The 10,930-nt window shown below is 71.6% G+C and carries 14 protein-coding genes and 1 pseudogene; 9 read left to right on the forward strand and 6 right to left on the reverse strand.

Annotation, left to right across the window (positions count from 1 at the left end; genetic code table 11):
- Together MPTA5024_RS43750 and MPTA5024_RS24785 are read right to left on the reverse strand one after the other, a co-directional pair.
- Positions 1–293 (reverse strand): NAD(P)H-hydrate epimerase (locus tag MPTA5024_RS43750; RefSeq protein WP_036328439.1); only part of this gene is annotated, 293 nt, incomplete at its 3' end.
- A gap of 87 nt (positions 294–380) precedes the next feature.
- Complete coding sequence (locus MPTA5024_RS24785) at positions 381–731, reverse strand: holo-ACP synthase (RefSeq protein WP_036328440.1); 351 nt, start codon at positions 729–731, stop codon at positions 381–383.
- 129 nt (positions 732–860) lie between these two features.
- Between MPTA5024_RS24785 and coaA the strand changes: the two genes are divergently transcribed.
- The 6 genes from coaA to MPTA5024_RS24815 all read left to right on the forward strand — a co-directional run bounded on the left by coaA (position 861) and on the right by MPTA5024_RS24815 (position 6,279).
- The gene (gene coaA, locus MPTA5024_RS24790; RefSeq protein WP_036329414.1) at positions 861–1,784 is read left to right on the forward strand and encodes a type I pantothenate kinase; all 924 of its coding nucleotides are present in this window, start codon (positions 861–863) and stop codon (positions 1,782–1,784) included.
- 22 nt (positions 1,785–1,806) lie between these two features.
- Positions 1,807–2,736 carry a DUF389 domain-containing protein gene (locus MPTA5024_RS24795; protein WP_036328442.1) on the forward strand — a complete coding sequence of 310 codons (930 nt, stop codon included), beginning with the start codon at positions 1,807–1,809 and terminating at the stop codon, positions 2,734–2,736.
- 90 nt (positions 2,737–2,826) lie between these two features.
- Entirely contained in the window at positions 2,827–3,753 is a 927-nt protein-coding gene (locus MPTA5024_RS24800) for an ABC transporter ATP-binding protein (RefSeq protein ID WP_036329417.1), read from the forward strand.
- Positions 3,750–4,616: a hypothetical protein gene (locus tag MPTA5024_RS24805; protein WP_051458610.1), complete on the forward strand. Its 867-nt coding sequence runs from the start codon at positions 3,750–3,752 to the stop codon at positions 4,614–4,616. Before MPTA5024_RS24800 ends, MPTA5024_RS24805 begins: the two co-directional genes overlap by 4 nt.
- Entirely contained in the window at positions 4,613–5,566 is a 954-nt protein-coding gene (locus tag MPTA5024_RS24810) for an ABC transporter ATP-binding protein (RefSeq protein WP_232326623.1), read from the forward strand. Before MPTA5024_RS24805 ends, MPTA5024_RS24810 begins: the two co-directional genes overlap by 4 nt.
- A complete protein-coding gene (locus MPTA5024_RS24815; protein ID WP_036328444.1) occupies positions 5,563–6,279 on the forward strand; it encodes an ABC transporter permease subunit in 717 nt (238 codons plus the stop codon). The genes MPTA5024_RS24810 and MPTA5024_RS24815 overlap by 4 nt, the downstream gene beginning before the upstream one ends.
- A gap of 42 nt (positions 6,280–6,321) precedes the next feature.
- Here MPTA5024_RS24815 and MPTA5024_RS41275 read toward each other — a convergent pair whose 3' ends face one another.
- Positions 6,322–6,495 carry a hypothetical protein gene (locus MPTA5024_RS41275; RefSeq protein ID WP_157099696.1) on the reverse strand — a complete coding sequence of 58 codons (174 nt, stop codon included), beginning with the start codon at positions 6,493–6,495 and terminating at the stop codon, positions 6,322–6,324.
- Between the two features lie 82 nt (positions 6,496–6,577).
- Between MPTA5024_RS41275 and MPTA5024_RS24820 the strand changes: the two genes are divergently transcribed.
- Complete coding sequence (locus MPTA5024_RS24820) at positions 6,578–6,880, forward strand: hypothetical protein (protein WP_036329426.1); 303 nt, start codon at positions 6,578–6,580, stop codon at positions 6,878–6,880.
- 88 nt (positions 6,881–6,968) lie between these two features.
- Here the strand turns inward: MPTA5024_RS24820 and glmM are convergent, their stop codons facing one another.
- The 3 genes from glmM to rplM are packed head-to-tail and all read right to left on the reverse strand — an operon-like array spanning position 6,969 to position 9,320.
- Positions 6,969–8,324, reverse strand: coding sequence for a phosphoglucosamine mutase (gene glmM, locus MPTA5024_RS24825; RefSeq protein ID WP_036328446.1), 1,356 nt, complete (start codon positions 8,322–8,324; stop codon positions 6,969–6,971).
- A gap of 1 nt (position 8,325) precedes the next feature.
- Positions 8,326–8,847 (reverse strand): 30S ribosomal protein S9, encoded by a 522-nt coding sequence (gene rpsI / locus MPTA5024_RS24830; protein WP_036328448.1) that lies wholly within the window; start codon positions 8,845–8,847, stop codon positions 8,326–8,328.
- 29 nt (positions 8,848–8,876) lie between these two features.
- On the reverse strand, positions 8,877–9,320 hold the full coding sequence (gene rplM, locus MPTA5024_RS24835; protein ID WP_036328450.1) for a 50S ribosomal protein L13: 444 nt from the start codon (positions 9,318–9,320) through the stop codon (positions 8,877–8,879).
- A 337-nt stretch (positions 9,321–9,657) separates the two neighbouring features.
- Between rplM and MPTA5024_RS24840 the strand changes: the two genes are divergently transcribed.
- On the forward strand, positions 9,658–10,383 hold the full coding sequence (locus MPTA5024_RS24840) for a CAP domain-containing protein (protein ID WP_051458611.1): 726 nt from the start codon (positions 9,658–9,660) through the stop codon (positions 10,381–10,383).
- A 40-nt stretch (positions 10,384–10,423) separates the two neighbouring features.
- Positions 10,424–10,930: pseudogene (locus tag MPTA5024_RS42575) on the forward strand (hypothetical protein); the annotation flags it as partial.

The raw sequence follows: 10,930 nt of genomic DNA on the forward strand, positions 1-10,930 counted from the left end.
AGCGCGGCCAGGCCGCCCTCGTGGGCGCGCGACCCCGCGAGGACGGCCTCCACCCGGGCTCCCCTGCGGGCCAGGCGCGCCCCGGCGTACAGGGCGTCCCCGCCGTTGTCGCCGCCGCCGGCCAGCACCGCGACCCGCGATCCGTACACCCTGCCGTGCAGGCCGGTGAGCAGGCCGGCGCAGGTGACGGCGAGGCCCGCGGCGGCCCTGCCCATCAGCGTCCCCTCGGGGAGCGTCGCCATGAGCGCCAGCTCGGCGGCCCTGATCTGGTCGGAGGTGTACGCGGTGCGCATGCGTCCGACGGTAGCCTCCCCGGCCCGCGACCGCGATCACCGGAGGCGGACCTGTGGACGAATCTCCGCGGGCGGGGAGACGGGAGTTCAGGCCTCGGCGATCACGTAGGCCACGGCCACGCCGCCGTCGTGGGACAGCGACAGGTGCCAGCGGCGCACCCCGAGGTCCCTGGCCACCTCGGCAGCCCGGCCGGTCACCCGCAGGACGGGCCTGCCCCCGGGCTCGCGGACGACCTCCGCCTCCAGGTGCCGCAGACCGGGCGGGGCGCCGAGGGCCTTGGCGACGGCCTCCTTGGCGGCGAAGCGGGCGGCCAGCGACGCGGGCGGCAGCCCGCTTTCGGCCTCGGTGAACAGACGGCCGCGCAGCGCGGGCGTGCGCTCGAGCGCGGCGGCGAAGCGCGCCACGTCGACCAGGTCGACCCCGATGCCCACGATCACGTGGTCAGCGTAAGGGGGGAGAAGTGGTCTTTCCCGCTGCGCGCTGTGAGTAATCCACCGATTTTCATCCACAGGCTGTGCACGACCCCCGGATCGCGGGGCGAGGGTCGGTCACTACGCTTGGCCGACGTGACAGACGGAGACGCGTACGTCGAGCTCAGCCGGGAGCAGTGGCGCGACCTGCGCAGGAACACGCCGCTCACGCTGACCGAGGAAGAGCTCGAGGAACTGCGGGGCATCGACGACCCCATCGACCTCGCCGAGGTCACCGACGTCTACCTGCCGCTCACCCGGCTGCTGAACCTCCATTTCACGGGGTCGCGGCAGCGCAGCGCCGCCGTGGGCGCCTTCCTGGGCGAGTCCGGCGACCCGTTGCCGTACGTGCTGGGGATCGCGGGCAGCGTCGCCGTCGGCAAGTCGACCACCGCGCGGCTGCTGCACACGCTCCTCGCCCGCTGGCCCGAGCACCCCCGGGTCGACCTGGTCACCACCGACAGCTTCCTCCACCCCAACAAGGTGCTGGAGGAGCGCGGGATCATGCACCGCAAGGGCTTCCCCGAGAGCTACGACCGCAGGGCGCTGGTGCGGTTCGTGGCCGAGGTGAAGGCCGGCCGCCCCTCGGTCGACGCCCCCGTGTACAGCCACCTGGAGTACGACATCGTGCCCGGAGCCGTCCAGACGGTCCGGCGGCCGGACATCCTCATCGTCGAGGGCCTCAACGTGCTCCAGCCCGCGCCCCCCACCGCGCTGGCCGTGTACGACTACTTCGACTTCTCGATCTTCGTGGACGCCCGGGTCGAGGACATCCGCGGCTGGTACGTCGACCGCTTCCACAAGCTGCGCCGTACGGCCTTCTCCGACCCCAAGTCCTACTTCAGGCACATCGCCGAGCTGTCCCACGAGGAGGCGACCGCGTTCGCCGAGAACGTGTGGCGGGACATCAACGAGCGCAACCTCGTCGAGAACATCGAGCCGACCCGGGGGCGGGCCGGCCTGATCCTGGGCAAGGGCCCCGACCACTCGGTCCGCCACGTGCGGCTGCGGCGCACCTGAGGGGGCCGTAGATAATCGCGGTGTGCTGCATCTGCGGGTGATCTCGCCGTTCGGGCGCACGGACGACGTTCTCGGCGTGCTCGAGCGGACGCCCGGTGTCGCGAACATCGTGCTCATCGGCAAGGCGGCCCGGCGGCCCGAGGGCGACGTCGTCCTGGCCGACGTGGCCAGGGAGGCCGCCGACGACGTGATCGGCGCGCTCAAGTCCCTCGGCATCGGCGCGGACGGCTCCATCACGCTGGAGGAGATCGGGCTGTCCATCTCCCGCGGAGCCGACGAGGCGGAGGCCCTGGCCCCGGGCGAGGGGGACGACGCGGTCATCTGGGACCAGTTCGAGAAGCGGGTGGCCGACGACTCCCGGATCACCTGGGCGTTCCTGGCCTTCCTCGCCATCGCCACGCAGATCGCGGCCATCGGCGTGCTGGTCCCCTCGCAGATCCTGATCGTGGGCGCCATGGTGCTCGGGCCGGAGTTCGGCGCGGTGGCGGCCGTCTCCTTCGGCCTCCTACGGCTGCGGTGGCGGCTCGTGGGCGGCGCCCTCCGCGCGCTGGCGGTCGGGTTCTCGGCCGCCGTCGCCGTCACGTTCGCCTGTGCGCTGGTCTCCCGCCTCCTCGGCTGGGTGGGCCCGGAGATGCTCCGGCACAACGACGAGGTGCGGTTCATCGTCGTGCCCGACAAGTGGTCGTTCATCGTGGCGCTGCTCGCCGGGGCGGCCGGAGTGCTGTCCATCACCGCGGGCAAGTCGTCGGCCCTCGTGGGCGTCTTCATCTCGGTCACCACCGTGCCGGCCGCGGGCTACATGGCGGTGGCGCTCGCCCTGGGCCGGTGGCCGGAGGTCGGCGGGTCGCTGCTCCAGCTCGCCGTGAACGTCTCCGGCATGGTCGTCGCCGGGACCGCCACGCTCTTCCTCCAGCGGTTCCTGTGGGGACGGACCGGGGCCGCGCGGGGATGACCTTGCGGTCCGCCCGATACCGGAGTCGGAGGCCGGGATCCTCCGCCGGGGGGAGGCCCGGCCCGCAGCGGGCCGGGTAGGGTGCGGATCATGACGGCGAGCGTGACCACGTGCTTCGCGACCGAGAGTCTGACGAAGCGGTTTCCCCGCGTCACGGCGCTCGACAGTTTGACCGTCGCCGCCGGGACCGGGGTGACCGGTCTCGTCGGGGCCAACGGCGCGGGCAAGTCGACCCTCATCAAGATCCTTCTCGGGCTGCTGCCGCCCACCTCCGGCCGCGCGAGCGTGCTCGGCATGGACGCGGGCACGGACGGCCTGGAGATCCGGCGGGCGGTCGGCTACATGCCCGAGCACGACTGCCTGCCGCCCGACGTGTCGGCCACCGAGTTCGTGGTGCACATGGCGCAGATGTCCGGCCTGCCGCGTACGGCGGCCAGGGAGCGGGCCGCCGACACCCTGCGGCACGTGGGGCTCGACGAGGAGCGCTACCGGCCCATCGGCGGCTACTCGACGGGCATGCGCCAGCGGGTCAAGCTCGCCCAGGCCCTCGTCCACGACCCCCGGCTCGTGTTCCTCGACGAGCCCACCAACGGGCTCGACCCCCAGGGCCGCGACGACATGCTGGCGCTGATCCGGCGCGTCGGCACCGAGTTCGGGATCAGCGTGGTGGTCACCTCCCACCTGCTGGGCGAGCTGGAACGGGTCTGCGACCACGTCATCGTGATCGACGGCGGCCGGCTGCTGCGCTCCTCGGCGATCCGGGAGTTCACCCGGGCCGAACAGACCATCGCGGTGGAGGTCGAGGAAGGGCAGCAGCGGCTCGCCGAGCGTCTGACCGCGGGCGGCGAGACGGTCGCCGCCCAGGGCAGGCTGCTGACGGTCCAGGTGTCCCCCGACGACCCCGGCCGCACCTACGACGCAGTACGCGACGCCGTCTGCGACCTCGGCCTCAGCCTCCTGCGACTGGAGCAGCGCCGGGGGCGCATCGAGGACGTCTTCAAGGAGCCGGTGGCATGACGACAGAGCCGACCGCGGTCATCCACGACATCGGATACCGCCACTACGACGGCGTACGGCTGGGGCGCGGCCAGGCGACGCTCGCCCTCGGCGTGCAGAGCCTGCGCGGCGTGTTCGGGCTCGGCCGCACGGTCCGCGCCAAGATCATTCCGCTGCTGCTGGCCGCGATCATGCTGATGCCGACGATCGTGTCGATCGGCGTGATGGCGCTCGCCAAGCAGTTCGTGATGCCCTATCCCAACTACGCGGTCTTCATGCAGGCGGTGATCGCGGTCTTCCTGGCCGCCCAGTCGCCCTACCTGGTCGCGCCGGACCTGCGCTTCCGTGTGCTGCCGCTGTATCTGTCCCGCCCGCTGACCGTGAGCGACTACGTGCTGGCGAAGCTGGCCGCGCTCGCGGTCGCGCTGTTCGGGCTGCTGGCCGTGCCGCTGACGATCGAGTACGTCGGCGAACTCCTGGTGGACCTGCCCGGGCCGCCGCACACGGCCGACTACCTCGGCGCCCTGGGCGGCGCGGTCCTCCACGCGGTGCTGCTGTCCTCCGTGGGCATCGCCCTGGCGTCGTTCACCCCGCGCCGCGGTCTCGGCGTCGCGTCGGTCATCGCGTTCTACATGTTCACCGCCGCCGTCTCCGGGATCTTCGCCGGCGTGCTGATGTCGTCGGGACGCGACGATCTCGCCGGGTGGGCCCTGCTCCTCAACCCGTTCTTCCTCGTCGACTACGTCCAGTCGGCCCTGTTCGGCACCGCGCCCGTCAACACGGAGTCGGCTCCGCCCGGCATCGCGTCCTGCCTGATCATGCTGGCCGTGGTCGCGCTGGCCGTGACGGGCGTCCTTATGCGCTACCGGAAGGCGGCGTCGTGACCACCACTAGCTCCCCCGTGACCACCCGCCAGGGCGTGCTCGAACTCGCCCAGGTGTCCCGCTGGTACGGCAACGTCGTGGCGGTCAACGACGTCACGATGACGATCGGGCCCGGCGTCACCGGCCTGCTCGGCCCGAACGGCGCGGGCAAGTCGACGCTGCTGCACATGATGGCCGGGTTCCTCTCGCCGTCCAGCGGGACTGCCACCCTCGACGGACGGCCCATCTGGCACAACCACGACATCTACCGGCGCATCGGGCTCGTCCCCGAGAAGGAGGCCGTGTACGGCTTCCTCACCGGGTGGCAGTTCGTGCTGTCGGCCGCCCGGCTGCACGGGCTGCCCGCCCCGGCGGAGGCCGCCACCCGGGCCCTCGACCTCGTGGAGATGTCCGGCGCCCGGGACCGCAGGATCGAGACGTACTCGAAGGGCATGCGGCAGCGGGTCAAGGTGGCCGCCGCGCTCGTCCACGACCCGCAGGTGCTGCTGCTGGACGAGCCGTTCAACGGCATGGACCCGCGCCAGCGCCTCCACCTGATGGACCTCGTCCGCCGGATGGGCGAGGAGGGCCGGACGATCCTGTTCAGCTCGCACATCCTGGAGGAGGTCGAGCGGGTCGCTCAGCACATCGAGGTCCTCGTCGCCGGACGGCACGCGGCCTCCGGCGACTACCGCGAGATCCGGCGGCGGATGACCGACCGGCCGCACCTGTTCCGGGTGCGGTCGAGCGACGACCGGCGACTGGCCGCCGCGCTGATCGGCGACCCGTCCAGCAACGCCGTGTCCCTGACCGAGCAGGGGCTGGAGATCCAGGCCGTCGACTTCGGCCGGTTCACCGCGCTGCTGCCTCGGGTCGCCCGGGACCTCGGCGTCCACCTGTGGCAGGTCTCGCCCACCGACGAGGACCTGGAGAGCGTGTTCTCCTACCTGATCAACCGGAGCTCCCGATGAACACTGTGGTGGCGGACATCACGTACCGGGCGATGCTGGGCCGCAAGCGGATCTGGCTGCTCGTGCTGCTGCCGCTCGCGCTCGTGGTCATCGCCGCGCTGTTCCGGCTGATCGGCGGCCAGGACGAGCACACGGCCGTGACGCTGATGCGGAGCTTCGCCATCGGCACGATGCTGCCGCTGCTCGGGCTCATCGCCGGAACGGGGGTGGTCGCGCCGGAGATCGAGGACGGCACGATCATCCACCTGCTCGCCAAACCGATCTCCCGGCCCGTGATCGCGCTCACCAAGTTCGTCGTCGCGGCCTCGCTGGTCGTGGTGCTCGCCGGGGTGTCCACGTTCGCCGCCGCGTACCTGCTGGCGGGCGGCGACTCGGGCGTCGCGACCGGCTTCACGCTCGGCGCGGTCGTCGGCGGCATCGCGTACGCCGCGGTGTTCCTGCTCCTGGGCGTCCTGACGCGCCACGCCGTCACGGTCGGCGTCATCTACGCCCTCGTGTGGGAGGGCGTGGTCGGCGGCTACGTACCGGGGGCGCGCAAGTTCTCCATCCAGCAATGGGCCCAGTCGGTGGCCGACCACGTCTCCTCGTCGCCGTTCTTCAGCACGGACGTCGCCCTCGGCTTCGCCCTCCCGGCCATGGTCATCGTGACGGCCGGCGCGCTGCTGTGGGCCGGCCAGCGGCTGCGCTCCCTCTCCCTCACCGGCGACGACTGACATCCCCCAGAGCCCGCCGCCTCACCGGGCTCGGCGGGCGGATCAGTCGAACAGCTCGTCCACGGACGTGGCGGTGACGGCCTTCCGGATCCAGAGGTCCAGCAACCCCAGATCGGTGCACTGGCTGATGCGATCCTCGCTCTCAGAGGAGATCGCGATTCCCCGAGTCTTCAGCACGGCCAGAATCGCCTTGGCCTCTCCCTTGGCCTCGACCACGAATCGCTCACAGGACGGTCATGAGCGGAGCGTAGCCGCAGGTAGCGTGTGACAGACGGCCCTGCTCGGATTGGAGGCCGCCGTGGGGGAGGTTCCGGACATCGGCCGCATCGTCCAGTACACGCTGAGCGAGGCCGACGCGGCCGAGATCAACGTTCGCCGCATGGACGACCGGGCGTCCCGGGGCGAGCGGCCAGGCCCCCCCGGGTACGGGGGCGGCGCAGAGGCCGGGCAGGTCTACCCGGCGATCGTCGTGAGGGTGTTCGCGTCCTCGTTCAACAGCGTCAACCTGCAGGTGCTGCTCGACGGCCACGACACCTACTGGGCCGTCTCCCGGGCCGAAGGCGACCAGCCGGGGACCTGGACCTGGCCGCCGCCCATCTGACGTCCCAGCCGATGGACAGGCGCCACACCGGACACGGGAAGACCCCGCCCGGCGGGGGTGCCGGACGGGGTCCTTTCTTCGATCGACGCTAGACGCAGACCCTGCGGACGACCTCCGCGAGCCGTCCCGCGATGGTCTCGGCCCGCTCGTGGGACTCGGCCTCGACCATGACGCGGATCATCGGCTCGGTGCCGCTGGGCCGGATCAGCACGCGGCCGCCGTCGCCGAGGTCGTCCTCGGCGGCCGCGACCGCCGCCCGCAGCTCGGGATCGGACGCCTTCGACTTGGCCACGTCACGCACGTTGACGAGCACCTGCGGCAGCTTCGTCATGACCGAGGCCAGCTCCGCGAGCGACCGGCGCTGCCTGGCCACCTCGGCCATCAGGTGGAGTGAGGTGAGCAGGCCGTCCCCGGTCGTGGCGTGGTCAAGCATGATCACGTGACCGGACTGCTCGCCGCCCAGGTTGTAGCCGCCGTCCTGCATCGCCTCCAGGACGTACCGGTCGCCGACGGCGGTCTCGACCACCGTCAGACCGGCGTTCCTGAGGGCGATCTTGAACCCGAGGTTGGACATCACGGTGGCGACGACCGTGTTCTTGACCAGGCGGCCGTCGGCGTGCATGGCGAGCGCCAGGATCGTCATGATCTGGTCGCCGTCCACCTCCTCGCCGTCGCCCGTCACGGCCAGGCACCGGTCGGCGTCGCCGTCGTACGCGATGCCGAGATCGGCGCCGCGCTCGAGGACGGCCTCTCGCAGCCCCGCGAGGTGGGTGGAGCCGACGCCGTCGTTGATGTTGAGGCCGTCCGGAGACGCGCCGATGGTCTCGACCTCGGCGCCCGCGCGAAGCAGCGCCTCGGGCGCGACCATGTGCGCCGCGCCGTGCGCGCAGTCCACGACGACCCGCAGGCCGTCGAGCCGGTGCGGCAGGGTGGTCAGCAGGTGCGAGACGTATCGGTCCGCCTCGCCGTACGCCTCGCGGACCCGGCCCACGGACGGGCCGACCGGGCGGTCCCACTTCTCGCCGAGCCGTTCCTCGATCTCGTTCTCCACCGCGTCGGGCAGCTTGAAGCCGCCACGGGTGAAGAACTTGATGCCGTTGTCGGGCGCGGGGTTGTGGGAGGCCGACAGCATGACGCCGAGGTCGGCCCCCAGGGCGGATGTCAGATACGCGACCGCCGGGGTGGGCAGCACGCCGAGCCGGAGCACGTCCACGCCTGACGACGCGAGGCCGGCGACCACAGCGGCCTCCAGGAATTCTCCTGAAGCCCGCGGGTCCCGGCCTACGACGGCGATCGGGCGGCCGCGCCGCCCGACGCTGGCGTGGAACGCCCCGGCATCGCCGAGGACGTGCGCGGCGGCCACGGACAGGTCCATGGCCAGTTCCGCGGTGAGGTCGCGCCCGGCGACCCCACGTACCCCGTCGGTGCCGAAGAGGCGCCCCAACTTAACGCTTGCTGTACTGCGGAGCCTTACGGGCCTTCTTGAGGCCGTACTTCTTCCGCTCCGTGGCGCGGGCGTCACGGGTGAGGAAGCCGGCCTTCTTCAGCGGCGGGCGGTTGACCTCGGCGTCGAGGACGGCCAGCGCGCGGGACAGGCCCATGCGCAGCGCGCCGGCCTGGCCGGTCACGCCGCCGCCGTCGATGCGGGCGATGACGTCGAACTGGTCCTCCGCGCCGAGCACGACGAACGGCTCGTTGACGATCTGCTGGTGGACCTTGTTCGGGAAGTAGCCGTCGAGCGAGCGGCCGTTGATGGTCCACTTGCCGGTGCCCGGAACGATGCGGACACGGGCGACGGCCTCCTTGCGGCGGCCGGTGCCGTACGAGTTGCCCGTGGTGACGGGCTTGCGCACGACGGCGTCGCCGGCGGGAGCGGACTCAGTGGTGTACTCGGAAGGGAACTCCTCGGCGGAGAAGTCTTCCGGCTCGCCCTCGACGAGCGTCTCGATACCGGTGGGCTCGGCCACGGTTCTCCTCTTACTTTCCTGGCTCGCGATTACTGGGCGATCTGGGTGATCTGGAAGGGCACCGGCTGCTGGGCCTGGTGCGGGTGCTCGCCGCCGGCGTAGACCTTGAGCTTCTTCGCCATCTTCCGGCCGAGGGCGTTCTTCGGCAGCATGCCGCGGACGGCCTTCTCGACGGCCCGGTCCGGGCGCTTCTCCATGAGCTCGCCGTACGAGACGGAGCGGAGACCGCCGGGGTAGCCCGAGTGGCGGTACGCCTTCTTCTGCTCGAGCTTGTTGCCGCTCAGAGCGATCTTGTCGGCGTTGACGACGATGACGAAGTCACCCGTGTCGACATGCGGGGCGAAGATCGGCTTGTGCTTGCCACGGAGCAGCGTGGCGACCTGACTGGCCAGCCGGCCGAGCACGACGTCGGTCGCGTCGATGACGTACCACTGACGTTCGACGTCGTTGGGCTTCGGTGAGAACGTGCGCACGGCAGTGCCTTCTGTCGGAATGTGAACTCTCGGTAGGTTGCGCAGGCACGGCGACAACCTCCGTCTCCACATGTACGGGAGAAGACGCCGGACGCGCCGTGCACCGGTCTGCGGACAGACCGATCCACACACAACGAACTAGCAGACTACCGGCCTCCGGACCAGTGGTCAAAACACCGGCGAGGCGGCAACGGACATCCGCCTCACTTGAACGTTCATCAAATCTGTACCCGGTGGCCCCTTCTTCACCATGCTTCAGATCCCTATATTTGACTGCGGTATGTGGCAGACCCCTCACACCCGGCATACCCTTCGGGGCCCCAGACGCGGGACGCTGATGGGTCTGCTCGCGTGCGCCACCGCCGTCCTCCTCGTCGGGGTCGTGATCGGGAGGCAGACGGCCTCTGGAAGCCCGGTGGACGAGCTCTACCTGCGCAAATCCGACCCGCAGCCCACCTCGACGGCCAAGGCGGCGTCCGTCGGCGCGAGCCGGGAACGGCCGCCGCTCGAGCACGTCCACCGCGCGCGGACGCCCACCCTCGACGAGGTGCCCGCGAAGATCCAGCACAGGCGCAAGCCGTCCGGCACGCTGATCGACGGCTCCGGCGGCGGCCCCACGACGAACACGATCTCCCCCGAGACCACCGGGAACCCCTCCGGCGGCGACACCGGCACGGGCCAGTTCGCCGACATGGAGGCCCAGGTCGTCTCGCTCGTCAACGCCGAACGCGCCAAGCACGGCTGCGGGCCGCTGCGGGTGGACTCCCGGCTCGTACGGTCGGCCCGGGTCCACGCCGAGGAGATGGCCGTCACGAACGTCTTCGGCCACGCCTCCCCCGGCGGCGGCTCGGCGTGGGACCGCATGGCGGCCGCGGGCTACGCGAACAGCGGAGCCGAGCTCATCGCCCGGGGCTTCAGCACCCCGTCGGGGGTGGTCCGCGGGTGGATGGCCAGTGGCAGCGACCGGTCGACGCTGCTCAACTGCAAGCTGGTGGCGACCGGTGTCGGAGTCGGTATGGGCGTCGGCGGCCTGTGGTGGACCGAGGACTTCGGTTATTCCTGACGCTCCTCTTCTGTCTGAATAGCCGACTACTCTCGGGCGCATGGGTTACCCCGGCGACCAGCAGCCACCCCGCCAGCCGCAGTTCCCCTCCGATCCGCGCCGCCGCGGCTCCGACGACGTCTCCGGCGGGAGCGAGGGGTACGGCCAGGGGAACGACGCCTCCGGCCGTGGCACCCCGCCTCCGTACGGCCCCCCGGGAGGAGAGCCGTCGCCGTACGCGGGACGCCGCGATGCTCCGCCGTACGGGCAGGGCGGGTACGACCAGGGCGGCCGGGGCGGCGACGACCGGAACGGCTGGAACGACCCGGCGCAGGGTCACGGCTGGAACGGCCCGGGAGCGGGCGGCGGCTGGGACGACGGCGGGCGCGGCGGCGACCAGCGCGGCTGGAACGACCCGGCCCAGGCCCGCGGCTGGAACGACCCGGGGCGCGGTCCCGACAGCGGCGACCAGCGGGCGTGGAACGACCCGCGGCGCGGCCCGGAGCCCGGTGCCGCGGGCGGCGGCGGGACCGGGGAACAGCCGCGGGCGTGGAACGACCCGCCCCCC

Source organism: Microbispora sp. ATCC PTA-5024 (assembly GCF_000511135.2).
GTDB lineage: Bacteria > Actinomycetota > Actinomycetes > Streptosporangiales > Streptosporangiaceae > Microbispora > Microbispora corallina.

What these genes read in the sequence shown, in the direction of transcription:
- MPTA5024_RS24815 (WP_036328444.1), top strand. Translation starts at nt 5,563, where the DNA reads ATGAACACTGTGGTGGCGGACATCACGTACCGGGCGATGCTGGGCCGC.
- MPTA5024_RS24840 (WP_051458611.1), top strand. Translation starts at nt 9,658, where the DNA reads ATGGGTCTGCTCGCGTGCGCCACCGCCGTCCTCCTCGTCGGGGTCGTG.
- MPTA5024_RS24805 (WP_051458610.1), top strand. Translation starts at nt 3,750, where the DNA reads ATGACGACAGAGCCGACCGCGGTCATCCACGACATCGGATACCGCCAC.
- MPTA5024_RS24800 (WP_036329417.1), top strand. Translation starts at nt 2,827, where the DNA reads ATGACGGCGAGCGTGACCACGTGCTTCGCGACCGAGAGTCTGACGAAG.